The 24,086-nt window shown below is 51.4% G+C and carries 19 protein-coding genes; 15 read left to right on the top strand and 4 right to left on the bottom strand.

What is annotated here, in order from left to right:
- Nucleotides 1-160 precede the first annotated feature (160 nt).
- The 13 genes from C2M35_RS02155 to C2M35_RS02095 all read left to right on the top strand — a co-directional run bounded on the left by C2M35_RS02155 (nt 161) and on the right by C2M35_RS02095 (nt 15,915).
- Nucleotides 161-868 (top strand): hypothetical protein, encoded by a 708-nt coding sequence (locus C2M35_RS02155; RefSeq protein ID WP_158677894.1) that lies wholly within the window; start codon nt 161-163, stop codon nt 866-868.
- The gene (locus C2M35_RS02150; RefSeq protein WP_105264497.1) at nt 869-2,278 is read left to right on the top strand and encodes a Y-family DNA polymerase; all 1,410 of its coding nucleotides are present in this window, start codon (nt 869-871) and stop codon (nt 2,276-2,278) included.
- Entirely contained in the window at nt 2,278-5,373 is a 3,096-nt protein-coding gene (locus tag C2M35_RS02145; RefSeq protein ID WP_105264496.1) for an error-prone DNA polymerase, read from the top strand. The genes C2M35_RS02150 and C2M35_RS02145 overlap by 1 nt, the downstream gene beginning before the upstream one ends.
- 194 nt (nt 5,374-5,567) lie before the next feature.
- Nucleotides 5,568-6,824: a serine hydroxymethyltransferase gene (gene glyA, locus C2M35_RS02140; protein ID WP_105199731.1), complete on the top strand. Its 1,257-nt coding sequence runs from the start codon at nt 5,568-5,570 to the stop codon at nt 6,822-6,824.
- 91 nt (nt 6,825-6,915) lie between these two features.
- Nucleotides 6,916-7,365, top strand: a complete 450-nt coding sequence (gene nrdR / locus C2M35_RS02135) for a transcriptional regulator NrdR (protein ID WP_105199732.1) — start codon at nt 6,916-6,918, stop codon at nt 7,363-7,365.
- Between the two features lies 1 nt (nt 7,366).
- Nucleotides 7,367-8,512, top strand: a complete 1,146-nt coding sequence (gene ribD, locus C2M35_RS02130) for a bifunctional diaminohydroxyphosphoribosylaminopyrimidine deaminase/5-amino-6-(5-phosphoribosylamino)uracil reductase RibD (protein ID WP_105264495.1) — start codon at nt 7,367-7,369, stop codon at nt 8,510-8,512.
- A 2-nt stretch (nt 8,513-8,514) separates the two neighbouring features.
- Entirely contained in the window at nt 8,515-9,171 is a 657-nt protein-coding gene (locus tag C2M35_RS02125; protein WP_105199734.1) for a riboflavin synthase, read from the top strand.
- A gap of 17 nt (nt 9,172-9,188) precedes the next feature.
- Nucleotides 9,189-10,295, top strand: coding sequence for a bifunctional 3,4-dihydroxy-2-butanone-4-phosphate synthase/GTP cyclohydrolase II (gene ribBA, locus C2M35_RS02120; RefSeq protein WP_105199735.1), 1,107 nt, complete (start codon nt 9,189-9,191; stop codon nt 10,293-10,295).
- 101 nt (nt 10,296-10,396) lie between these two features.
- Nucleotides 10,397-10,861, top strand: a complete 465-nt coding sequence (gene ribH / locus C2M35_RS02115; RefSeq protein WP_105188120.1) for a 6,7-dimethyl-8-ribityllumazine synthase — start codon at nt 10,397-10,399, stop codon at nt 10,859-10,861.
- Nucleotides 10,862-10,870: 9 nt separating this feature from the next.
- A complete protein-coding gene (gene nusB / locus C2M35_RS02110; protein WP_105199736.1) occupies nt 10,871-11,281 on the top strand; it encodes a transcription antitermination factor NusB in 411 nt (136 codons plus the stop codon).
- Nucleotides 11,282-11,326: 45 nt separating this feature from the next.
- The gene (thiL, locus tag C2M35_RS02105) at nt 11,327-12,304 is read left to right on the top strand and encodes a thiamine-phosphate kinase (protein WP_105213186.1); all 978 of its coding nucleotides are present in this window, start codon (nt 11,327-11,329) and stop codon (nt 12,302-12,304) included.
- Nucleotides 12,305-12,306: 2 nt separating this feature from the next.
- Complete coding sequence (locus C2M35_RS02100; RefSeq protein WP_105199773.1) at nt 12,307-12,792, top strand: phosphatidylglycerophosphatase A family protein; 486 nt, start codon at nt 12,307-12,309, stop codon at nt 12,790-12,792.
- A gap of 9 nt (nt 12,793-12,801) precedes the next feature.
- Nucleotides 12,802-15,915 carry a diguanylate cyclase domain-containing protein gene (locus tag C2M35_RS02095; protein WP_105213185.1) on the top strand — a complete coding sequence of 1,038 codons (3,114 nt, stop codon included), beginning with the start codon at nt 12,802-12,804 and terminating at the stop codon, nt 15,913-15,915.
- A 92-nt stretch (nt 15,916-16,007) separates the two neighbouring features.
- Here the strand turns inward: C2M35_RS02095 and dxs are convergent, their stop codons facing one another.
- The 3 genes from dxs to C2M35_RS02080 form a co-directional block, all read right to left on the bottom strand.
- A complete protein-coding gene (gene dxs / locus C2M35_RS02090; RefSeq protein WP_105213184.1) occupies nt 16,008-17,870 on the bottom strand; it encodes a 1-deoxy-D-xylulose-5-phosphate synthase in 1,863 nt (620 codons plus the stop codon).
- A 68-nt stretch (nt 17,871-17,938) separates the two neighbouring features.
- Nucleotides 17,939-18,826: a (2E,6E)-farnesyl diphosphate synthase gene (ispA, locus tag C2M35_RS02085; protein ID WP_105264494.1), complete on the bottom strand. Its 888-nt coding sequence runs from the start codon at nt 18,824-18,826 to the stop codon at nt 17,939-17,941.
- 8 nt (nt 18,827-18,834) lie between these two features.
- Nucleotides 18,835-19,074 carry an exodeoxyribonuclease VII small subunit gene (locus C2M35_RS02080; RefSeq protein WP_105199741.1) on the bottom strand — a complete coding sequence of 80 codons (240 nt, stop codon included), beginning with the start codon at nt 19,072-19,074 and terminating at the stop codon, nt 18,835-18,837.
- A gap of 276 nt (nt 19,075-19,350) precedes the next feature.
- Between C2M35_RS02080 and C2M35_RS02075 the strand changes: the two genes are divergently transcribed.
- Entirely contained in the window at nt 19,351-21,273 is a 1,923-nt protein-coding gene (locus C2M35_RS02075; protein WP_105264493.1) for a DNA topoisomerase III, read from the top strand.
- Here the strand turns inward: C2M35_RS02075 and C2M35_RS02070 are convergent.
- Nucleotides 21,270-22,589, bottom strand: a complete 1,320-nt coding sequence (locus C2M35_RS02070; protein WP_442792744.1) for a M20 metallopeptidase family protein — start codon at nt 22,587-22,589, stop codon at nt 21,270-21,272. The genes C2M35_RS02075 and C2M35_RS02070 overlap by 4 nt on opposite strands.
- A 75-nt stretch (nt 22,590-22,664) precedes the next feature.
- Between C2M35_RS02070 and C2M35_RS02065 the strand changes: the two genes are divergently transcribed.
- Nucleotides 22,665-23,522 carry a tetratricopeptide repeat protein gene (locus C2M35_RS02065; protein WP_105199743.1) on the top strand — a complete coding sequence of 286 codons (858 nt, stop codon included), beginning with the start codon at nt 22,665-22,667 and terminating at the stop codon, nt 23,520-23,522.
- Nucleotides 23,523-24,086: the final 564 nt, after the last annotated feature.

The following is a 24,086-nucleotide window of genomic DNA, read 5'->3' as shown; positions in this document are numbered from 1 at the left end:
TCAGTTTCTTACAAGCCCAGCCCAACACGCTGGGCTTTTTTGTTTTCCTCCTCCTGGCAAGCCTCTGCACCTGTCTTTTTGCTCGAATAAAATCGATCCTTTGTGCATCCGCGAAAATCATTTATACTGTATTTATATACAGTATTTTGAGGTGGTGTGGATGAACACAACTTTAGCAGCGATGCACCATCAAGGACTGATCTTCAGCGCCAATCAAGACCGTGGCGCAGAGCAGCAAGAAAGCGAGACGGTGCTTAGCAGTGGTTTTTCGGCCCTGGATCGGCTGCTTGGCGGCGGCTGGCCGCAGAGCGGGGTGATCCACCTTAGTAGCGAGCCGGCCATAGGCGAATTTACCCTGTTACAGGGGGCGTTGGTGAAGGCGCGCGAGCAAGGCCTGGTGGTGCTCATTAATCCGCCGGCAGAGCCCTGTATCCAATGGTTGCTTGCCCAAGGTGTTGCTCCTGCCCGCTTACTGATTTTACGCCCGCAAAGTACGGCGCATGCGCTGTGGGCCGCAGAGCAATGCAGTCGCAGCAGCAGTTGCGCCCTGGTGTGGTTGTGGCATCAAGGTCTGTCGTTTACTCAGGCGCGGCGCTTTAGCCTGGCGTGTCAGCAATCGCAGGCGCTTTTGGTGCTGGTGGATTACCAGTGTCAAAGCGCAGCCTTACCGGTGCAAATCAGTATGCGATTGCAACAGCAGCAACAAGGCTTGCAGCTTGTTTTATTGCGTCAGCAAGGGCGTTTTGCCCGTGGCGAGGTGACCTTGAGTAAGGTGCAGCTCTGGCCCTTTCTCCGCCATAGCCACAAACAAATGGCGTCATCTTTGACACAGCTGCAACCGGCTGCCCAGCATTACGAGGTAGGGTAAATGTATTTGGCTGTGTATTGTGCGCACTTGCAATTGCAGCGTCGGCGGTTGCAGGAGCCTGCGGTCTTGGTGGTCAAAGAGCATGTGGTGCAAGTAAATGCTGCGGCGCAGCGTCTGGGTGTGCGCTTGGGTATGGGCCTGGCCAGTGCCGCGGCGCTGTGCGCCACCTTACAAGTGTATCCCTACGAGCTTGAGCTGGAGCGGCAATTATTGCAGGAGCTCGCGGCGCACTGCTATCAAGTCTGTGGCGACATCATCCTAGCCGGCAGTGATTGTTTGATTGTGGTGGCCACCAGTATGCGGGCTCTCTATCCCAGTACAGAGCAGCTTTTTGGCGCCTTAGCGCCGGTCATTCGTGCCTTTGTGCCGCATTTTTACTATGCCTCGGGAGAGAGCATGGAGGCGGCGGAGCTCTTAGCCCGCGAGCAACAGAACTTTATCAGTGATGAGGCAAGCGTCTGTCGCCAGCATCTGGCCCGCGTTGAGGTGACGGATCTCTTACTCGCAGTCGAACATAAACAGCAATTGGCGCGCTTAGGCATTGAGCGGGTCGAGCAGCTCCTAGCCCTGCCCATGAATCAGCTGCGCCAGCGCTTTCATTATGAGGTGGTGGATTATTTAACCCGTCTACAGGGGCAACTGCCCCATGCGGGCCTGGCGAAAAAGTCCGGGTATTATCGCTTTTACCAGCCGACCCAGAGCTTTAGTGAAAGTCGGGAGCTGAATTTTGAAATCGATAACAGTGAGCGTTTATTACAGCCTTTAACTCAGTTGTGTGAGTGTTTGTGTCGTTATCTGCGCCAGCATCAATTGCATACTCAACGCCTGATTTTTAGTCTTTTTTTTCGCGAGCAAGTGGCACTGGAACTCTGCTTAGACAGTGTTGAGCCACAAGGACAGCTGGCTCCCTGGCAGGCCTTGTTGGAAATTAAGCTGGCGGCTTTAGTGCTGCCGGCGCCGGTCATTGCCATACGTTTGCAGTGCGAGGAATTTGTCAGCGCCGACGGTCACAGCGAAAACCTTTTTGCCAAGCGCCAGCAGGGGCTGGCAAAGCAACAACTGCTGAGTTTGCTTAACGCCCGTTTAGGGCCGCAGCATTGCTATCGTCTGCAACCGGGGCGGGCGCATATCCCCGAATTTACTCAGGTGCAGGAGGCCACCTTGCATCCTTATCAAGATGGGCTGCCCGCATCACCGCAGGCCCTCTTGCGACCCAACTTTATGATCGAACCCACCCCCTTACAGGAGCAACTTTGTTTACTGCGCGGCCCGGAGCGGATCCAAAGTCATTGGTGGCAGCAAGCGCAGTTAGAGCGCGATTACTATATCGGTGAAAACAGTCGAGGCCAGTTGTGCTGGGTGTTTAGGGATAAACACAAGGGCTGGTTTATTCAGGGGTATTTTGCCTGATGGCCGGCACGTACAGTGAATTATTTTGCCAAAGTAATTTCAGCTTTTTAACTGGGGCCTCACACCCGGAAGAGCTGGTAGGCAGGGCCGCGGAGCTGGGTTACAGCGCCCTGGCCTTATGTGATGAATGTTCGGTGGCGGGGGTGGTCAGGGCCCATAGCCACATCAAGGCGCAGCAATTGCCCATTAAGCTGATCGTTGGTAGTTACCTTTGCTACGAGGAATTAGAGCTGGTGGTGTTGTGCCCCACCAAGTCGGCGTACAGCCAGCTCTGTCGGGTGATCACCAATGCCCGCAGGCGCTGTGAAAAAGGGCGCTATCAACTCAGTGAATGGGATTTAAAAACCCTGAAGGGCTGCATCCTGATCTGGCTCGTACATGGGCGCAGCGAAGCAGCGAAAACGGCGGATAAAGAGTGGGGGCCCTGGTTGCAACGCCATTATGGCGAACAGCTTTACTTAGGTGTGCGCCGTGAGCTCAATGGCTTTGAACCTGAGCAATTGGCCTATATACGCACCCTGAGCGAGCAATGGCAGATAAGCGAAGTGGCGCTCGGTGCCGTGCTAATGCACACGCCGGAGCGCCTGCCTTTACAGCATGTGCTCAGTGCCATTAAGCAAGGGCAAACCGTGTCTTCGCTAGGACAGAGCCTGTTAGCCAATGCCGAGCGGGCTTTGCGCCCTTTGGACAAATTAGCCAAGCTGTTCAGTCCGGCCCAGTTGGCAACCAGTGAGCAGATTGCGCAAAGCTGCGCCTTTAATCTGGATGAGCTCAGTTATCAGTACCCCTATGAACTGGTGCCGCAAGGTCTAAGCGCCAGCGAACATCTTAAATCCCTGGTAGAACAAGGGGCGAGGAAGCGTTTTAAGGGGGCAGCGCCGCCGGCGATCCAAGCTACCATAGACAAAGAGCTCGCGCTTATTGCCGAGCAAGGCTATGAGCCCTTCTTTTTGACTATTCACGATATTGTGCAATTCGCCAAACGCCACGATATCTTGTACCAGGGGCGGGGCTCTGCGGCGAACTCTGTGGTCTGCTATTGCCTGGAGATTACCGCCGTCGACCCTAGACAAATCGATGTTTTGTTCGAGCGCTTTATCTCCAAAGAGCGCAATGAGCCGCCGGATATTGATGTCGATTTTGAACACCAAAGGCGCGAGGAGGTGTTCCAATACATTTATCAAAAATATGGTCGGCAGCGCGCCGCCCTGGCCGCGACCGTGATCACCTATCGCTTAAAAAGTGCCATGCGCGATGTGGGCAAGGCCCTTGGTTTTAGCGATACTCAGCTCGATTATTATATTAAGCAGCTTAATCGCCGCCACGGCGGTGGGCAATGGCAGGCGCAGCTGATCCAACTCGGGCTCGACCCTGAGGCAACCATTAACCGGCATTTTTTCCGTTTGGTGGATGAAATAAAGGGCTTTCCCCGGCATCTGTCACAGCATGTGGGTGGCTTTGTGATCTCTGAAGGACCGCTGCATGAGCTGGTGCCCGTTGAGAATGCCGCCATGGCTGAGCGCACCGTGATCCAGTGGGATAAAGACGATCTGGAGAGTTTAAAACTGCTTAAGGTGGATGTGCTGGCCTTGGGTATGTTGAGCGCTATTCAACGCAGTTTTAAGCTCTTGGAAAAACATTATCAGCACAGTATTAGCATTGCCGATATTACTCGCCTGGGGGATGACCCTCAGGTATATGCCATGTTGCAAAAGGCCGATACCGTGGGCGTGTTTCAAATTGAATCGCGGGCGCAAATGAGCATGCTGCCACGCCTGAAGCCGCGTTGTTATTACGACCTGGTGATCCAAATCGCCATTGTGCGTCCCGGGCCGATTCAAGGGGACATGGTGCATCCCTATTTACGCCGTCGTGACGGCGATGAAGCGGTGGAGTACCCCTCCAAGCAGGTAGAGCAGGTATTAAAGCGCACTTTGGGAGTGCCCATTTTCCAGGAGCAGGTGATCAAGGTGGCCATGGTTGCCGCTGGGTTTAGTGGGGGCGAGGCCGATCAACTGCGCCGCGCCATGGCCAAGTGGAAACGCGACGGCGAGCTGACTCAGTTCAAACAAAAGCTGATCGATGGCATGCTGCAGCGTGGTTATGACTATCAGTTTGCCGAGCGTATCTATCAGCAAATTTGTGGTTTTGGCGAGTATGGCTTTCCCGAGTCCCACTCCGCCAGTTTCGCGGTATTGGCCTATGTGTCGGCCTATTTAAAATACTACTACCCCGAGGTGTTTTTCTGCGCCTTGGCAAACAGCTTACCCATGGGCTTTTATTCCCTCGACCAATTGGTTCAGGATGCTCGGCGTCACAATATCAACATACTGGCCGTAGACGTAAATCACTCCCTCTGGGAGCATCAAGTCATACGCCAGGGCGAGCATGTTGCCGTGCGTTTGGGTTTTTGCTGTATCAAGGGCTTTAGCGCGGCAAGTGCAGATAAGCTGATTGCGCAGCGCCCTACGTCGGGCTATCGCAGCATTAGCGAGCTTTACCATCATGGTTTACAAGAAGGGGAGCTGGAAACGTTGGCCAGCAGCAACGCCCTGGCGGCCATTGCCAAGGACAGGTTTAACAGCCGCTGGCAAATTATGGATAAACAGCAGCGTTTGCCCCTCTTTGCCGATGATGAAAGCATTATGGAGGAAGAGTCGGTCTTGGCGGCGCCAAGCGGCATCCAGGATACCTTGGAAGACTACGCCAGTATGGGCGTTAATATGGGAGCGCATCCATTAACCTATTTACGTCAACAAGGCTTGTTTACCCGTGCCAAGAAAGCCAGCGAATTAAGCCAATGCCGTAATGGCGCCAGTGTCACCATTGCCGGTTTGGTCACCGGGCGTCAGTCGCCGGGCAGTGCCGCGGGGGTGACCTTTTTAACCCTGGAAGATGACACCGGCAATATCAATGTGGTGGTGTGGCTGGCCACCGCCAAGGCGCAGCAAAAAGCGTTTTTAACGGCTCGCCTGCTGGAGGTTAAAGGTGTGGTGGAGCATCATAAAGGGGTGGTGCATGTGATTGCTGGGCGTTTAATCGACCACAGTGATAAATTACCGGCTTTAATTCTAAAGAGTCGATTTTTTCATTAGTAATAAAAATGACTTTCGTTTTATTTATTTTAAATTTTTATGTATTAGATAAAAAAATATCATTTTTTTAGGGCTGTGAAAAAATTTCAATCCCTGTTTAAATAAGCTCAACCTTAGCCAATAGGCAAACGCGCCGTTTAAGCGTACAATAGCGGCCTTTCATATCGACAATCACGTTGCACCTAGGAGACAGCATGTTAGAACGTAACATGAACATTGCAGACTTTGACCCAGAATTAGCTAATGCGATGAACGCAGAAGTAGCTCGCCAAGAAGAGCACATCGAGCTTATCGCATCAGAAAACTACTGTAGCCCTCGCGTACTTGAAGCACAGGGTTCACAGCTAACTAACAAATATGCAGAAGGCTACCCGGGTAAGCGTTACTACGGTGGTTGTGAGCATGTTGACGTGGTTGAGCAACTGGCTATTGACCGTGCGAACGAGCTATTCGGCACCGAGTATGCAAACGTACAGCCGCACGCGGGTTCACAAGCAAACGCCGCTGTTTTCCAAGCGCTTCTTCAGCCGCACGATACCGTACTAGGCATGAGCCTGGCACACGGTGGTCACTTGACTCACGGTGCACACGTAAACTTCTCAGGTAAAATGTACAACGCTATTCAGTACGGCCTAAACGAAGCAACCGGTGAAATCGATTACGATCAGGTTGAAGCGCTAGCGCTTGAGCACAAGCCAAAAATGATCATCGGTGGTTTCTCTGCTTACTCAGGTATCGTTGACTGGAAACGTTTCCGTGAAATCGCTGACAAAGTAGGTGCTTACCTGTTTGTTGATATGGCTCACGTTGCTGGCCTTATCGCCGCTGGTGTATACCCAAGCCCAGTGCCTTATGCGCACGTGGTAACAACCACTACGCACAAGACGCTTGCTGGTCCTCGTGGTGGTCTAATCGTTTCTAACTGTGGTGACGAAGAGATCTACAAAAAGCTAAACAGCGCCGTATTCCCAGGTGGCCAAGGTGGTCCTCTATGTCATGTAATCGCGGCTAAAGCGGTTGCTTTCAAAGAAGCGCTACAGCCTGAATTTAAAGCATACCAGCAGCAGGTTGTTGCTAATGCTCAAGCCATGGTTGAAGTGCTACAAGAGCGCGGTTACAAGGTAGTTTCGGGCAAAACCGACAACCACCTGTTCCTTCTTGACCTGATCGACAAAGACATCACAGGTAAAGATGCCGATGCTGCCCTTGGCAATGCCAACATCACGGTAAACAAGAACTCGGTACCAAACGATCCGCGTTCACCGTTCGTAACTTCTGGTCTACGTATCGGTTCTCCGGCTATCACTCGCCGTGGTTTCAAAGAAGCCGAAGCGAAAGAGCTAGCTGGTTGGATCTGTGACGTACTAGACAATATCGAAAGCACTGATGTTCAGGCACAAGTGAAAGAAAAAGTGAAAGCAATTTGCGCTAAGTTCCCTGTTTACGCATAACAGCGTGAAATAGCTATTACACAAACATTTGTGTATGATAAAGGCCGCAATTTTTGCGGCCTTTTTGTTATCTACAGGAACCCCATTCACTATGCATTGTCCTTTCTGCAGCGCTAAAGACACCAAGGTAATTGACTCACGTCTGGTCGGTGGTGGCCACCAGGTTCGTCGTCGTCGCGAATGCAATGACTGTCACGAACGTTTTACCACCTTTGAAGGGGCGGAATTAGTGATGCCACGGGTGATCAAGCGTGATGGTTCCCGTGAGCCCTTTAATGAAGACAAGTTGCAAAATGGCCTGCATCGCGCCCTTGAACGTCGACCAGTAAAAACAGAACAAATCGATGAGGTGGTGCATCAAATTAAATCGCAAATTCGCGCCACTGGCGAGCGTGAAGTCAGCTCACAACTGATAGGCGAATGCATTATGGAAGCGTTGAAGGGTCTGGATAAGGTCGCTTATGTGCGCTTTGCTTCTGTCTATCGTTCGTTTGAAGATATCCGTGAATTCGGTGAAGAAATCGCCCGCCTAGGAGACTAAGATGATCTTCAGTGCGGACGATAAGCGTTATATGCGCCGGGCCATTGAGCTGGCGTATCTAGGTCGATTCACCACCACACCCAATCCCAATGTCGGCTGTGTGCTGGTTAAAGATGGTCAGATTATCGGTGAAGGTTTTCACCAACAAGCGGGGACAGCACATGCTGAGGTGCATGCACTTGCGGCGGCCGGTGACAAGGCCGAAGGCGCTACCGCATATGTAACCCTGGAACCCTGCAGCCATACCGGCCGTACCGGCCCCTGTGCCGGCGCCCTGATCAAGGCCAAGGTGGCAAAAGTCATTTGCGCCATGCAAGACCCTAATCCACAGGTCAGTGGTCGCGGCATGAAGATGCTGGCCGAGGCGGGCATAGAAGTCGCATCTGGTTTGCTTGGCGATGAAGCCGAAAAGCTAAACCTCGGCTTTTTAAAGCGCATGCGCACCGGGCGCCCTTATGTTACCTGTAAGCTGGCCGCCAGCCTGGACGGTAAAACCGCCCTGGCCAATGGTGAGAGTAAATGGATCACCGGGCCCGAGGCACGTAAAGATGTGCAGGCGTTTCGCGCCCAGCACTGTGCCATTTTAAGTGGCGCCGATACCGTGCTGGTGGATGACGCTAAGCTCAATGTGCGTTTGGACGACACGCAACTGGCCGAGTATGTGCTGCCGGAGGTGCGCCAACCGCTGCGGGTGATCTTAGATAGCCGTTATCGGCTGACCCCGGATTTAGTGCTTTTTCAACAGCCCGGCGAGATATTATTAGTGCGCTCACGCACAGCCAGTGTGACGCGCAAAGAGCTTGATAAACAATCCCTGTGGCCCAACAATGTAACCGAGTTGATGTGCGAAGGCCTTGAAAATGGCCAGGTTAATCTCGACGCCTTGCTGGCGGAGCTGGCGCAGCGCGATATTAACTCAGTTTGGCTGGAGGCGGGGGCGACCCTGGCCGGTGCCATGGCGCAGCAGCAACTTATTGATAGCTACATTGTTTATATTGCGCCAAAATTAATGGGCAGTGATGCCAAAGGCTTGTTAACTATGGGCCCCTTTACGGCCATGACTCAAGTGCCAACCCTGCACTTTAGCGATATGACCCCAGTTGGTGAGGATATTCGCCTTACCTTAGAACAACTTAGAGTAGAATAGCCATGTTTACAGGCATTATTGAAGCAACGGGCACGCTCAGCTCCCTGACCTTGGTTGATGGCGACTTAAGCGTGCGCGTACAAAGTGACAACTTGGACATGAGTGACGTCGCGCTTGGCGACAGTATCGCTACCAATGGCGTCTGTTTGACCGTTACTGAAAAATTCAGCGATGGTTTTAGTGCCGATGTCTCAAAAGAGACCTTGTCACTGACGCGTTTTGCGCATTACCAGCGCGGCCAGCGGGTCAATTTAGAAAAGGCTCTGCAGCCGATTTCACGCCTGGGTGGGCACCTGGTTTCCGGCCATGTGGATGGCATTGCCGAGGTGGTAAAAGTCAGCCCTAATGCCCGCGCCATCGACTATTGGTTAGCGGCGCCGGAAGCGCTGATGAAATATATTCCCTACAAGGGCTCGGTGTGCATCGACGGTGCCAGTTTGACCGTTAATGAAATCGACGGCAACCAGTTTAAATTAACCATAGTGCCGCACACACTGGCACAAACCACGATCGCCGAATTTCAGGTTGGCACTAAGGTCAATCTCGAGGTCGATCAAATAGCGCGTTACTTGGAGCGCCTAATTCAAGGGGCGCAAGCTCCGAAAGCAGAATCAACAGTAACCGAAAGCCTGCTGGTGCAGGCCGGATTTATCAAATAACACATAGTGGGCAAGATATGAGTTTGAATAGCGCAGCGGAGATCATCGAAGACATTAAAAATGGCAAAATGGTCATCTTGATGGACGACGAAGATCGTGAAAACGAAGGCGACCTGATTATTGCCGCCGAGCACATCAGTGCTGATGCGATTAACTTTATGGCGACCTATGGCCGCGGCCTGATCTGCTTAACGCTGACACAAGAGCGTTGTGAGCAATTGGCACTGCCGCTGATGGTGAAAAACAATGGCGCCCAGTTCTCGACCAACTTCACCATGTCTATTGAGGCCGCCAAGGGCGTAACCACAGGTATTTCCGCCGCCGACCGCGCACGCACGGTGCAGGCCGCCGTGGCCAAAGGCGCGGTAGCCGAGGATATCGTTCAGCCTGGGCATATTTTCCCGATTATGGCCCAGCCTGGTGGTGTTTTAACCCGAGCTGGTCATACCGAAGCTGGCTGTGACTTAGCCCGTCTGGCCGGTCTTGAGCCGTCGTCTGTAATTGTCGAAATCCTGAACCCAGATGGCACCATGGCTCGTCGCCCTGAGCTGGAAGTGTTCGCTAAGGAGCACGGTATTAAGATGGGCACCATTGCCGATCTGATTGAGTACCGTAACCTTAATGAAACCACCATTGAGAAGGTTGCCCAGTGTAAGCTGCCGACCGAGCATGGTGAGTTCGAGCTGGTAACATACAAAGACACTATCGATGGTCAGCTTCACTATGCCATGGTGAAGGGTGAAATTAACGACCCAACCTTAGTGCGTGTGCACCTGCAAAGTACCTTTAACGACATTCTGCTATCCGATCGCGGTGCCGATCGCAGCTGGACGCTTTCTAAGGCCATGGATTACATTGCCAAAAATGAAGGGGTACTGGTTATTCTTGGCAAACAAGAGTGCAGCGAGGATATCGAAGCCATGGTCAAGGCGTTTGCCATGGAAGATGAAGGTCAGCAGGCCAATCATCGTAAATTCCAGGGCACCTCTCGTACCGTGGGCATTGGCTCGCAAATCCTTGCGGATTTGGGCATTACCAAGATGCGCCTGATGAGCATGCCGAAGAAGTATCATGCGCTGTCAGGCTTCCACCTTGAAGTGGTTGAATACGTACAGCCAGAATAAGCAGCTATTTTTTTTCAGTTATGGTATGATGCGCGGCAATTTTGCGATACCCCCTAATTCGCCCCGCATCACGCGTTGGTAATATCAATAAAGGTTTATAAATGAAAATTATTGAAGGTAACAAGTTTGCACCGGGCAAAAAATTTGCCATCGTGATTTCACGTTTTAATGACTTCATTGGCAGCAGCCTACTTGATGGCGCGGTGGATGAGTTAAAGCGCACTGGCAACGTCAGTGACGACGACATCACAGTAGTTTACGTACCGGGCGCCGTTGAGTTACCACTTGTGGCTAAGCGTCTTGCCGCTAAAGGCGAGCACGATGCCATTATCGCCCTTGGCGTTATTATTCGTGGCGGCACACCGCATTTCGATCTGGTTGCCGGTGAGTCGAACAAGGGTCTGGCACAAGTATCGCTAGAGTATGATGTACCAGTTGCTTTTGGTGTATTAACCACGGAAAGCATCGAGCAAGCCATTGAGCGTGCTGGTACAAAAATGGGCAACAAGGGTGGCGAAGCTGCACTAAGTGCCCTAGAAATGGTTAATGTTTTAGACAAAATTTAAGGGTTCACAGTGAAACCAGCAGCTAGACGCAAAGCGCGCGTATTGGCCCTACAGGCCGTTTACTCTTGGCAAATGAGTGGCAATGCCATTGCCGACATCGAACAGAATATGTTGCTTGAGAACGACATTTCTAAGGTTGATGTAGAGTATTTTAAAGATCTCGCTCGTGGCGTGGCCGTTAACTTTAAACAGTTGGACACCATTTTGGCTCCGCACCTAACGCGTCCTTACGAAGACATCGACATGGTTGAGAAAGCCATTCTGCGTCTAAGCGCGTATGAGTTAAAGTTCCGTGAAGACGTACCTTACAAGGTAGCGATTAACGAAGGCATTGAATTGGCAAAAACTTTTGGTGCCGAAGACAGCCATAAATTCGTTAATGGTGTGCTGGATAAGGCGGTCAAGGAACTGCGTAGCTAAGCACCTGACAACAAGGAGAGCCGGCTCAGGCCGGCTTTTTTGTGTATGCAAGAATTTGAATTAATTAATCGCTACTTTAAAGGCCGTGGCATCAGTCGTCGCGACGTTAACTTAGGTATTGGGGATGACTGTGCTCTAGTCACAGTGCCGCAAAATAGCCAGTTGGCGGTCACCACAGACACCATGGTCAGTGGCGTGCATTTCTTTGAAGATATGTCACCACGAGCCTTGGGACATAGAGCCATCGCCGTAAACCTGAGCGACTTGGCGGCCATGGGCGCCGAGCCGGCCTGGGTGTCGGTGGCTTTAACCTTGCCTCATGCCGATGCGCAATGGCTGGAAGAATTTACTGCGGGCATGCATGAAATTGCCGAGTATTTTAATGTCCAGATCATAGGGGGCGATACCACTCAAGGGCCGCTTACGGTAACCGTTTGTGCCAAGGGCACGGTTCCCGAAGGCAAGGCCATTACCCGCAGTGGTGCCAAGCCAGGCGACTGGATTTATGTCACCGGCCCGCTTGGGGATGCCGGATTGGCGGTGGAAGCACGCAAGCAACACCTGGACATAGACCCGGAGTGGCTGAAAAAATTAACTCATAAGCTTGAATACCCGACGCCGCGCGTTGCTGCGGGGCAGGTGCTGCGCGGTTATGCCAGTGCCGCCATCGACATCTCCGATGGTTTATTGGCGGACTTAGAGCACATCCTTGAGATGTCTCAGGTCAGTGCCACCATACAGGCCGATAAGATCCCTACCACTGAGGCGTTCCGCCAAAGTATCGAGGGTGAAGCCAAATGGCCGTATATTCTGGCCTATGGCGACGATTACGAGCTGCTTTATACGGTGCCGGAAAACCACAAGGCCATGCTCGATAACAAGCTTAACCAGTATGGTATCGATGCCGTGTGTATCGGCCAGATCCGCGGTGGCGAAGGCAAAGTCGACGTCTTTGATGGTGAGCATAAGCTGGATATCAGCGCCATGGGATTTGAACATTTTGCCGAGGATGACGCATGCTAAGCATGACCAGTAACAGCTATAATTTACGCCGTGGCCATCAGTTCTTAGGTCTTGGCTTTGGCCTAGGTTTAAGCCCCAAGGCGCCTGGCACTGTCGGCACCTTTGCCGCCTTGCCCTTTATCTTTATGACCATGAACTTTCCGCTGTGGCTGCAACTGGTGTTTGCGGTGGTGATCTCTGTGCTGGGTATCTGGGCCTGTGGCAAAACAGCTGATGATTTGGGCGTACACGATCACCCGGCAATCGTCTGGGATGAGGTGGCTGGTTTTTATATCACCATGATAGGTGCGGCGCTGAATTGGCAAACGCTTTTGGTTGGCTTCTTATTATTCCGCTTCTTCGATATCGCCAAACCAGGACCGATACGCATGCTGGATAAACGCCTACACGGTGGTTTGGGCATTATGGCAGACGATATTTTGGCCGGGATTTGCTCTCTAATTTGCCTACAGGCGTTAATTAAAGTAGGTTATTTGCCTGGACTATAAGTTTTGAACATGGGTGTGACATTGCTGCGGTTTTTACAGTCACTTTTGCTGCTGGCGGCGACGCTGATAACATCAACGGCGTCGGCATCTATTACCGATTATGTAGTCAAACAATGGAACACACGTAATGGCTTGCCTTCGCAATCCTTAAAGAGTGTGACCCAGGACAATCAGGGTTATATTTGGGTCGGCACCCAGTTCGGCCTCAGTCGCTTCGATGGCGAGCACTTCACCAACTTTAATGAGCAAAACAGCAACTTCCTAAGCAGCAATGCCATTAACAAGCTGCTGATAGATAAAGAAGGCCTGCTGTGGATCGGCACCAAGAAAGGGGTTTCTGTGCTCGACCCCAATTCGATGAACTACTTTCAGTTCGGCATTAGCGGTCCGGTGCGTGATATCTTGCAAGATGACAAGGGCAATATCTGGGTTGCCGCTAGCGAACTTTTTTATATCGAGCGTAACCAAATTGCCTTCCACCTTGACGAAGAGCAGCGCCGCCGCAGCGGCCGCATGCAAAGCCGATTAACTGCGATTAACCAGATTTCCGTCAGTAAGATGGCACTGGCGCCGCAAGGTGTTTGGTTGGTCAGTGAAAATCACCTCTTGCGCCTAACCAATATGTCGTCCTCATCATCCAGGCTGCGCTTAAAAATCACCGCCCGGGTGACCTTGCCCGAGCGCTTGGCACAAACCATAATTCATGATTTGGCCTGGCTTGAAGGGACTCTTTATCTGGCGTCTGAGCTCGGCGCCTATTTCCTTGATATAGACGATGAATTACGTCCCTTTGCCTTGCCAAACGCCAGTAATGCCGCCGTTTATAAGTTTATGAGTGACTCCGATGGGGCGCTGTGGATTTCGACCTATGGCCGCCTTTTGTATCGCGATAACTCCAAAGAGTGGCAGTGGGTGGAGCCGGCAGCACTGGATCAAAGCATCTGGTTTTCAGACATTTACCGTGACGATCAAAATAATATTTGGCTGGCCAGTTTTAGTGAAGGCTTGTGGCTGGCGCATGCCGGGCGGGTAGAGCGCCACAATGCCTTATCAAGCATGACCGAAGCCGTGATGGCGCTGACCCTCTCTCCTAAGGGGCAACTTTGGGTTGCCAACCGCTCTGGAGTCGGCTATTTCGATCAGGACAATAACTTCGTTAATCGTATTCCTCGCGCCAAGCTCAGACGCAGCGCCGTGCACGATATGCATTTTGTCGGCGAGCGCCTCTATATTGCCACCGACCGCGGTGTCCTCTATTTTGAAAATGAAGAACTCTTTAATATAGAAGCGCGCGAGCTGCGCCTTAACCCTGTGTTTGCCATTAGTGAGGCCAGCGCCGGTGGGCTTTGGTTTGGTACAGGTCGCGGCATGTATCGCCTTGGTTATAAGGGGCTGACTCCCTTTAACTACAATGCGGTGCTCGACAGTAAATTTATCACCTTTGTCGTCGATAAGGGCAAATACGGCCTGATCGGCACCAGTCAGGGCGGCTATATCTTCTCCGACAAGGGCATAGAGCGTGCCGGTGATAACACCGCCCTTGAGAGCGCTTATGTCACCAGTATCTTAGAAATAGACGGTGTGGGCACTTTAGTTGGCTCACTCAATGATGGCCTTTTCTATCGCAGTACCAAGGGGCGCTGGCATCAGCTTGATGTTTCTAACGGTCTGCCTTATGGCTCCATCTTTAGTTTGCATTATGACAAAGATCTGCAGCGGGTCTGGGTCAGCACCATGAAGGGTGTGTATCGCATGCCGGTGGAGCAATTCTCCGATGAAATAGGCAACTTGCAGGTGGAGCAGGTGATCTCCTCCTACGACCGCCAATTAGACGGTAAGGCCAGCCAGTGCTGTGCCGGTTTAGGCCATGATGCGGTTGCCGATAATGGCAGTTCGATTTGGTACCCCAGTTTGCAGGGGGTGGTGGAAATTCCCAAAAGCGTGCAGCTGTTTGGCCAGGATCCTCTAGCTCCTCAGGTGGAAAGCATAGCGACGCCACGACGCACCCTTTACACGGGCGCCTTGGGCAAGAAACCAGTGCTTGATACCGATGAGCGTGACCTTACCATCAGCTACACCGCCATCGACTTTTATGCGCCGGCGGAAGTGGAGTTTCGCTATCGCTTACAGGGTTTGGACAATGACTGGCGCTACGCCAACAATCGCCGCGAGGCCATTTATACCAATTTACCGCCCGGGCCTTTTGTCTTTCAACTTGAAGCCAAGCGCACCAGCGGCAATTGGCAAGAGGCCAGCAGCGCCGAGTACGCCTTTACCGTGCCACGTCGGTTTGATGAAACCATTTACTTCCGTTTGCTGATCGTTTCTTGCTTCTTCTTTATTTTGTATCTGTTGCTGTGGGTCTTTAGGGCACAGGAGCGACGTAAACAGGCGGCGTTGGAAAGCTTGGTGGAAGAGCGCACCCTGGAGCTGCGTGACGCCAACGACAAGCTCAATCAGGTTAACTCTCAGTTGAAGTTAGTGAGCCATTCCGACGAGCTGACCGGGCTGCGCAGCCGCCGCTTCTTGTTCGATCAGCTGCCCAAGGATATAGAGCACTATCAGCGCAATGCAGAGTCCTTGCAAAAGCAGGGTCGTGCCCTGGTGCTGGTAATCGTCAATATCGACAACTTCTCGCGTATAAATGATGCCTACGGGCCACTAAGCGGCGATAGCTGCTTGCAGCAAATGGCCACCCTGCTTAACTCCTGTACTCAAGGGTCGGACTATGTGGCGCGCTGGAGTGGCGATGAGTTCTTATTGCTGCTGCGTGACTTTGAGGTCGATCAGGTTAATCTCTTTGTGCGTAATCTGTGTAAGTCCATCGCCAGTAAGAGCTTCTTACTGCCTAATGGTAAAAAGATTAACCTCAGCGCCTCCCTGGGCTGGTCCTGCTATCCCATGCCTTTATTAGGCGGCCAGGTGATCGGGTGGGAAACCTCTGTGAATCTGGCGGATATCGCCCTGCATCAAGTGAAAAAGCGCGGCGGTGATGGCTGTGCACATATCGAATTTGATGATCAGCTTGATGCCTTTGAGTTCGAGCAAAGCGAGAATCTTGATGAGCAGATAGCGACGCTGCAGAGCTCGTCCCTGGCGGATATTAAGATTTGGATGCGTTAAGCCAGAGCTAAGTCATTGGCCTCTATGAGCCAAAACACGGACAGAAAAAAGGAGCGATATCGCTCCTTTTTGCTTTTATTTAGCTTTGCTAGTTACGCTAACCAAGCTTTAACTTGTCGCTCGATACCGGCGCTATCCAGGCCAAGCTCTGCGTGCATTTCCTGCTGGGTGCCGTGCTTGATAAAGACATCCGGCAGGCCTAAGTGCAATACTGGTTTAAGCTGCTTGCTTTGTGCCAGATATTCGCTCACCGCTGAGCCGGCACCACCGGCAATCACATTGTCTTCCAAGGTCACTAGGTGCTCATGGGTAGCGGCTAATTCATCAATCAGCGCCGTATCCAGTGGCTTAACAAAACGCATATCTACCAAGGTGGCATCCAGTGCTTCGGCGGCTGGCTCGGCATACTCGAGTAGGGTACCGAATGACAGTATGGCCACACCTTTACCTTGACGAAGCACACGGCCTTTACCAATTTCAAGCGCTTGCATTTGTGCATCGAATTCACCCTCACCGGCGCTGCCACGGGGATAGCGCACCGCTGCTGGCTTATCCAGCTTGTGGCCGGTGTAAAGCATGTTCCGGCATTCGTTGGCATTGGCCGGAGCCATGATCACCATATTAGGAATGCAGCGTAAGAAGCTTAAATCATAGGTGCCCTGGTGAGTTTCACCATCGGCGCCAACCACACCGGCACGGTCGATAGCAAATAACACAGGTAACTCTTGCAGGGCAACATCGTGGATCAGCTGATCATAGGCGCGCTGTAAGAAAGATGAGTAAATCGCCACCACAGGATTTAATTGCTCGCAGGCAAAACCGGCGGCTAAGGTCACAGCATGCTGCTCGGCAATGGCCACATCAAAATACTGCTCTGGGTATTCCTTGGAGAAACGCACCATGCCTGAGCCTTCACGCATGGCCGGGGTAATGGCCATCAGGCGGCTGTCTTCGGCGGCCATATCGCATAGCCAGTCGCCAAAGACCTTGGAAAAGGTCGGCGCGCCAGGCTTTGACTTGGGTAACTTGCTTTCGCTTGGGTCGAATTTGGGCACCGCATGGTAACCGATAGGATCGGCTTCGGCAGGCTTATAACCTTTACCTTTTTGTGTTTTCACGTGCAGTAGCTGCGGACCCTTAAGGTTGCGCATATTGCGCAGGGTGTCGACCAGCATATTAACGTCGTGGCCATCAATGGGGCCGATGTAATTAAAGCCCAGCTCCTCGAAAAAGGTGCCAGGGATCACCATGCCTTTCAGGTGCTCTTCCATGCGGCTGGCCAGCTCTTTGACCGGCGGCAGACCGGAGAGCAGCTTTTTGCCGCCTTCACGAATATTAGTGTAAAAGCTGCCGGAAAGAATACGAGCGAAGTGGTTATTCAGGGCGCCCACGTTTTCCGAGATAGACATCTCGTTATCGTTGAGGATCACCAGCATATCCGACTTCACATCACCGGCGTGGTTCATGGCTTCGAAGGCCATACCTGCGGTAATAGCACCATCGCCGATCACGGCTACGGTTTTACGTCCTTTACCTTCTTTTTGCGCCGCAATAGACATGCCTAACGCCGCAGAAATCGAGGTACTTGAGTGACCCACACTGAAGGTGTCGTACTCGCTTTCGCCACGGTAAGGAAAAGGGTGTAGGCCATCTTTTTGGCGGATGGTGTGCATTTGCTCGCGACGACCTGTGATCAACTTATGCGGATAGGCCTGGTGACCCACATCCCAGATCAAGCGGTCGAATGGCGTGTTATAGACATAATGCAACGCCACAGTCAGCTCCACCGTGCCTAAACCTGAGGCAAAATGGCCACTGCTTTGTGATACGGAGTTCAGTAGGTAGTCCCGCAATTCATAGCTAAACGCGCCTAGCTTATCTTGAGCGAGGTCGCGCAGTTGTGCAGGTTCATCGACCTGATTTAAAAGGGGATACTTGCTACTATCCAAATTCATGCGTTTTATTATCCTTCACTGCGATGGCCCGAGTATATCAAAATGGGCACGGCCATCTGTAGTAATTTTTAATGATCTCGGGCGATGATGTATTGCGCCAGTTGCGCCAACATCCTGGTGTCATAGGGCAGGTTATCGAGGGCGGTAATGGCCTCGTCATAGAGCTGCTGTAGTTTGGCTTTTGCGCCATCTAAGCCAAGCAGAGCCGGGTAGGTGGCTTTACTGGCGGCCTCATCCGAGCCCTGCGGTTTGCCCAAGGTCTGGGTGTCGCCTTCTATATCTAAAATATCGTCTTGCACCTGGAATGCCAGGCCGATGGCCTTGCCGTATTTTTGCAGTGCCGCTTGCGTATCGCTGTCGCCCTTGGGGGCGCATAAATAGCCAAGCTCGATGGCGCAGCTTAGGAGCGCACCGGTTTTGGCATTATGTATCTGCTCAAGCTCGCTTAAACTGATGTCTTTTCCTGTTGCGGCTATGTCCAGGGCCTGGCCGCCGACCATGCCGAGCAAACCAGACGCTCGGCTTAGGCTTTGTACCAGGCGAATTTGCGCACCAGCCTCTAGGTTAAAGTCACTGCTGCTTAGCAATTCAAAGGCGATGCTCTGCAAGGCGTCACCGGCCAAAATGGCATGGGCTTCATCATAGGCAATATGGCAGGTGGGGCGACCACGGCGTAATTCATCGTCGTCCATGGCTGGCAAGTCATCATGCACAAGGGAATAGCTGTGAATACATTCGATGGCCGCGGCGGTCTTATCAAGATCGCCCTTGTTGGCACCGAGCATGGAGCCGACGCAATAAACCAAAAACGGACGCAGTCGTTTACCGCCATTTTGTACGCTGTATTGGCTGGCCGCGAGGATCCTTGGTTGGGCATCTTGCTGGCTGTGGAAATAGTTTTCCAGGGTGTGCACTACGTCTTGCTGCGCTTGCGCTAAGGCTTGTTTTAATTCCACAGTGACTATTACTCTTGAGGGTCCATAGGCGTTAATTCGCTGTCGAGATCATTACTCATCAGCATGCTTACCTTTTGCTGTGCATGATCCAGTTTTTGCGCCGAGACATTGGCCAGGCTGATACCACGTTCAAACTGCTTTAAAGAATGTTCCAGCGGCATATCGCCTTGTTCCATCTCAGTGACAATTTGGCTCAGTTCATTGATTGCGTCCTCAAAGGTGAGGTTTTCTGGTTTTTTTTGGGCCATTGCCTGCGCTCTCGTTACTGAATTGCTAAGAGCGCCAATTTTAGGGGGATTCCGTGACCAGGTCAAAGGCGGTGATGATTTTCGACCACTTAGAGCCAGTGTAGTTGTTTTTAATCTGCGGATTTTAAATAAAGGGTTAAGTACTTGAAGTGGCTCGGTAGCAATTTAAAGCATGGGTGCGCGTTACTTAGTGGGCACTAGCTCTTAATACTCTTTCATCAAAAGTAAAAATGCACTACACTCTTTCTTACTGTATGGATGAACAGTTGTTGTGCTATGAAGCTATATATTGCCGAAAAACCTTCCCTTGGGCGTGCCATTGCTGCCGCTTTACCTAAACCCCATAACAAAAAAGACGGCTATATCGAGCTGGGCAATGGCGATTGCGTGACCTGGTGTATCGGTCATCTATTAGAGCAGGCTGAGCCCGATGACTATGATGCCGCTTATAAAAAGTGGCAAGTACAGCATCTACCCATAGTGCCACAGCAATGGCAACTTAAAGCCAAGAGCAAAACCCGCAAACAACTTACCTTAGTCAAAAAGCTGATCAAGCAAGCTTCGCAAATTGTTCATGCCGGCGACCCCGACAGGGAAGGGCAACTCTTAGTCGATGAGGTGATCTCCCAAGCCAATGTGAGCAAGGCTAAAAAGCAAAGTATTCAGCGTTTACTGATCAGTGACCTAAATTTACCCGCAGTGAAAAAGGCCCTTGGACAATTGCGTGCCAACGCGGAATTTATTCCACTTAGCGTCTCGGCCTTGGCGCGCTCCCGTGCCGATTGGCTGTTTGGCATGAACCTCACCCGGGCCTATACCCTTGCGGGCCAAAAAGGCGGCTATAAGGGCGTGCTCTCCGTTGGCCGGGTGCAAACGCCCATCCTTGGCTTGGTGGTAGCGCGGGATAAAGAAATTAAAGAATTTGTCAGCAAGCCCTTCTATGAAGTAGAAGCCCTGATGCGCACTCAAGAGCAACAAGGCTTTACTTTAAAGTGGCAACCGAGCGAAGCCTGCCAACCTTATCAGGACGAGCAGGGTCGGGTATTAGTCAAGGCCTTGGCCGATAACGTTGTTTCCCGTATCAAGGGGCAGCATGGATTGATCACTCAGGTCAAAAGGGCTGAAAAACAAGAACTGGCGCCCTTGCCTTACAATCTCTCTGCCTTGCAAATCGATGCCGCCAAGCGCTTCGGGTTGCCAGCTAAAGCGGTACTTGATACGTGCCAAAGTCTTTATGAAAAACATACCTTGATCACCTATCCACGCTCGGATAATAGGTATTTGCCTAAGGATCATTTTCAGCAGGCGCCCGACATTATCGATAGCGTGATTGCCAACGGCGTGTTTTCAAAAGAGCAGCTGGCTACCGCGGATCCGTTAAGAAAAGCACGTTGCTTTAACGATGCCAAGGTTGCCGCTCACCATGCCATAGTGCCGACCAATAAAAAGACCTCGGCGCAGCTCACAGAAACGGAGCGCCGTGTTTATGAGCTGATCTGTCGCCAGTACCTGATGCAATTTATGCCGGCCTACCGTTATCACCAAACCGATGTGGAAGCAGAGATAGCCGGCGGCACGTTCACTACCAAGGCCAAAGAAGAGATAGAACGCGGCTTTAAGGTGTTGTTGCCTAATAAAGAAGAAAAAGAAGCGCCTAGCTTACCGCCTTTAAGCGTGGGTCAGCAGGTACTGTGCGAGGATGCGCGGCGTTTAGATAAAAACACCACACCACCGGCGCATTTTACCGATGCCACCTTGCTTGCAGCGATGACCGCTATTTCCCGTTATGTGAAAGACCCGGATATCCGTAAGGTCCTGCGGGAAACCGATGGCCTGGGTACAGAGGCGACCCGCGCCAGCATTATCGAGTTATTGTTTACCCGCGGCTTCCTTGCTCGCAGTGGCAAGACCATTGTTGCCACAGAAACGGGTGTGGCGCTGATCAATGCCTTGCCTTACACCCTTTCAACACCGGATATGACCGCTCATTGGGAAATGGCCTTGGCACAAATTGCAGAGAAACAGCTTAAGTACGATGATTTTATGCAGCCCTTGGTTGGGCAACTAGGGGCATTAATAGAAGAAGCAAAAACCTGTGACAGTCGTCAGTTTTCACATATCAAGAGTCAGGTAAAAAGGAAGTTTAAGGGCGCGAGAAGAAAAAGCCCGCGCCCGAAAAGCAGTAAAGCTCAGGCTTAGTTTCTATTAAACAAGGCCAATGCTGCATTACTCATGGCGTTGACCCCTGTTGGAATCGCCTTTTGGTAATCCGGAGCAAACTTACTCGAATGCAATGACGGCAACTGGGTATTGTTTTTCATTGCCTTCTTATAAGTATCCGGGTTTACACCACCTAGCCAGAATAGGGTAATAGGCAGCTTGTCTTCGGTACGGCCATATAAACCAAAGTCTTCACCGGCCATGACTGGCTCGGTCAACTCAACATTATCGGCGCCAATGGCCGCTTTAATGGCCTGGGTGACGCGAGCGGTTTGCTCCGGGTTATTGTAGGTCGAGGGAATAGACTCGGCCTCATGAACCACCACTTCAGGGTAAAGTGATTCTTCAAGCCCGGCACTGGCGGCAATACCTGCGGTAATGCGCTTAATCGCCGCAATCTGTTGTTCGCGTACCGCCGGGTTATAGCTGCGTAATGTCAGCTGGAGTTTGACCTCGTTGGAAATAACATTGTGCTTACTGCCCCCATGGATTGAACCTACGGTGACTACCGAAGGCTCAAGAGGAGAGAGCTCGCGGCTGGTGATCGTTTGTAAGGCCAGCACGATACGAGAAGCCAGCACCACGGGATCGATAGTGGTATGCGGGTAAGCACCGTGGCCGCCTTTGCCTTTGACATGAATATCAACAGAGTCGACGCTGGCCATGGTGTACTCCGGCTTTAAAGCAACCTTACCCGCGGGCACACTGGCACTGACATGCAGGGCTAAAATATGATCTGGTTTGGCAAACTGGCTAAAGAGCCCTTCATTTAACATGGCCTTGGCGCCGGCACCCACTTCCTCGGCGGGCTGGGCCACCATCATTAGGGTGCCTTGCCATTGGTCTTTGTGGGCGACCAAGTGCTCGGCGGTGCCAATAAAGCTGGTCATGTGAATATCGTGACCACAGCCGTGCATCACGCCGACCTCAGTCCCTTCTTTATTTAGCACCTTCACCTTAGAAGCATAGGAAACGCCGGTTTGTTCGGTGATGGGTAAACCGTCGGTGTCGGTGCGGATCATAATAGTGGGGCCTGCACCATTTTTTAGCAGTCCGACCACGCCATAACCGCCCACCTCTGTGGTCACCTCAAAGCCCAGACGTTTTAGTTGCTTGGCGATTTTCTTGCCGGTTTGTTGTTCTTGTAACGAGAGCTCAGGGGATTGGTGTAAGTCCAAATAGAGCTTTTCCAGCTCGGGCAGGCGCTCGTTAACCTTAATAGCGGCGTCGGCGGGCAATGCCGTGGTTAATAATAACGCCGTGCTCGCTATTGTCATATTTTGCAGAAAACCCATAATATTCCTTACACTTGTAATTGTGATCTTTGACTCCATATCAAAGCCTAATTCTAAATAGATGGCAACTTAACCATGACGAATCAAATTCAACTTACTGCTGAAAATATTCAGCAGGTTTTAGGACAAACTTCCGAAGACAATATCGTTGCCTTGAGCTTCTACTCGGCGCAGAGCCATGAATGCCAAGAGCAGGCACGTATTCTCGATGGTTTAGCGCAGCAATATCAACAGCATCTTATCGTTGCTACCCTGGACTGTGACCTTCAGCAAGCGCTGGCCAGCCAGTTGGCGCAGCAAATTGGTTTGCAGACATTACCTACCTTAGTGCTATTAAAAGGTGGCGCGCCGGTGGATATGTTGCCAGGCGCGCAAAGCGAGCAACAAATAAAAGAAGCATTGCAAAAGCACCTGCCACAGCCGGAAGATGCTTTATTACAGCAGGCTAAAGCAGCGTTGGCGGCGGATAACCTGAATGATGCCTTTAAATACGCCAAGCAGGCCTATGAAATCGACCCGCAGAATGCTCGAATTAAGCTGGTGCTAACCGATATCTGCATCCAAATACATAAGTTGGATGATGCAAAAGCCTTGCTAGATACCATAGCGTTGGCGGATCAGGACGCCTACTACAACAATATCAAAGCAAAATTAGAGCAAGCAGAGCAAGCACAAGACTCTCCTGAGATCCGCTTATTGCAGCAGGAAATTGAGCAGCAAGGCGATAATTTAGAGCTTAAGGTGAAACTGGCGGTGGCTTTTAATGATGCCGGTCGTAAAGCTGAAGCGCTCGAAACTTTATTTTTAGTGCTAAAGAAAGATCTTAACTTTGCCGATGCGAAGAAGTTCTATCTTGATATTATCGCCAGCCTACCTGAGGGGGATGCCCTGGCAGCGGCGTCACGTCGAAAACTATATAGCATTCTTTACTAGGGCTATTTTTGAGTACCTACATATATAGGTATAGATATGACTACGGCGAGCTTAGACTCGCCGTTATTATTTTTAGATTCCTACCTTGATCTTTACCGCAGTTGTTCAATACTTAGTAGTCCTGCCACGGAAGAATCATAACAAGGCCTGAATTCAAGACCTGAATTTGGCTACTTAACATCCGGTTTTGGGTGCTTATTAATCAATTGATGCGCAAAAGGCTATTTTTCGCAATTTTCTTTAAAAAAGGGGTTGCGTCAAAATCGAATCTCCCTATAATGCGACCCCACTGAGACGGCAGGCAGCAACGCATAGCGAGGCGCTAGCGACTCAGGGAGTCAAGTAAAACTGAGTTTTGAGACTTTCCTTGAAAAAAGAAACTTTCTCAAAATTAAGTGTTGACAACAAATCAGGGTTGAGTAGAATGCACAGCCCTCGAGACGCGAAAGCAACTCGAAACCGGGTAACCGGACTGTTCTTTAAAAATATGAAGCAATCATCTGTGTGGGCACTCGTACAGATTGAGTTCTAACAGCAGATTCTAGTTCGCTAGATGACGCAAAC

Origin of the sequence: Pseudoalteromonas sp. T1lg76 (assembly GCF_002964725.1) — a bacterium.
Classification (GTDB): domain Bacteria; phylum Pseudomonadota; class Gammaproteobacteria; order Enterobacterales; family Alteromonadaceae; genus Pseudoalteromonas.
This window is presented reverse-complemented; position numbering and strand designations above follow the sequence as displayed.

What these genes read in the sequence shown, in the direction of transcription:
- C2M35_RS02155 (WP_158677894.1), top strand. Translation starts at nt 161, where the DNA reads ATGAACACAACTTTAGCAGCGATGCACCATCAAGGACTGATCTTCAGC.
- C2M35_RS02150 (WP_105264497.1), top strand. Translation starts at nt 869, where the DNA reads ATGTATTTGGCTGTGTATTGTGCGCACTTGCAATTGCAGCGTCGGCGG.
- C2M35_RS02145 (WP_105264496.1), top strand. Translation starts at nt 2,278, where the DNA reads ATGGCCGGCACGTACAGTGAATTATTTTGCCAAAGTAATTTCAGCTTT.
- glyA (WP_105199731.1), top strand. Translation starts at nt 5,568, where the DNA reads ATGTTAGAACGTAACATGAACATTGCAGACTTTGACCCAGAATTAGCT.
- nrdR (WP_105199732.1), top strand. Translation starts at nt 6,916, where the DNA reads ATGCATTGTCCTTTCTGCAGCGCTAAAGACACCAAGGTAATTGACTCA.
- ribD (WP_105264495.1), top strand. Translation starts at nt 7,367, where the DNA reads ATGATCTTCAGTGCGGACGATAAGCGTTATATGCGCCGGGCCATTGAG.
- C2M35_RS02125 (WP_105199734.1), top strand. Translation starts at nt 8,515, where the DNA reads ATGTTTACAGGCATTATTGAAGCAACGGGCACGCTCAGCTCCCTGACC.
- ribBA (WP_105199735.1), top strand. Translation starts at nt 9,189, where the DNA reads ATGAGTTTGAATAGCGCAGCGGAGATCATCGAAGACATTAAAAATGGC.
- ribH (WP_105188120.1), top strand. Translation starts at nt 10,397, where the DNA reads ATGAAAATTATTGAAGGTAACAAGTTTGCACCGGGCAAAAAATTTGCC.
- thiL (WP_105213186.1), top strand. Translation starts at nt 11,327, where the DNA reads ATGCAAGAATTTGAATTAATTAATCGCTACTTTAAAGGCCGTGGCATC.
- C2M35_RS02100 (WP_105199773.1), top strand. Translation starts at nt 12,307, where the DNA reads ATGACCAGTAACAGCTATAATTTACGCCGTGGCCATCAGTTCTTAGGT.
- C2M35_RS02095 (WP_105213185.1), top strand. Translation starts at nt 12,802, where the DNA reads ATGGGTGTGACATTGCTGCGGTTTTTACAGTCACTTTTGCTGCTGGCG.
- dxs (WP_105213184.1), bottom strand. Translation starts at nt 17,870, where the DNA reads ATGAATTTGGATAGTAGCAAGTATCCCCTTTTAAATCAGGTCGATGAA.
- C2M35_RS02080 (WP_105199741.1), bottom strand. Translation starts at nt 19,074, where the DNA reads ATGGCCCAAAAAAAACCAGAAAACCTCACCTTTGAGGACGCAATCAAT.
- C2M35_RS02075 (WP_105264493.1), top strand. Translation starts at nt 19,351, where the DNA reads ATGAAGCTATATATTGCCGAAAAACCTTCCCTTGGGCGTGCCATTGCT.
- C2M35_RS02070 (WP_442792744.1), bottom strand. Translation starts at nt 22,589, where the DNA reads ATGGGTTTTCTGCAAAATATGACAATAGCGAGCACGGCGTTATTATTA.
- C2M35_RS02065 (WP_105199743.1), top strand. Translation starts at nt 22,665, where the DNA reads ATGACGAATCAAATTCAACTTACTGCTGAAAATATTCAGCAGGTTTTA.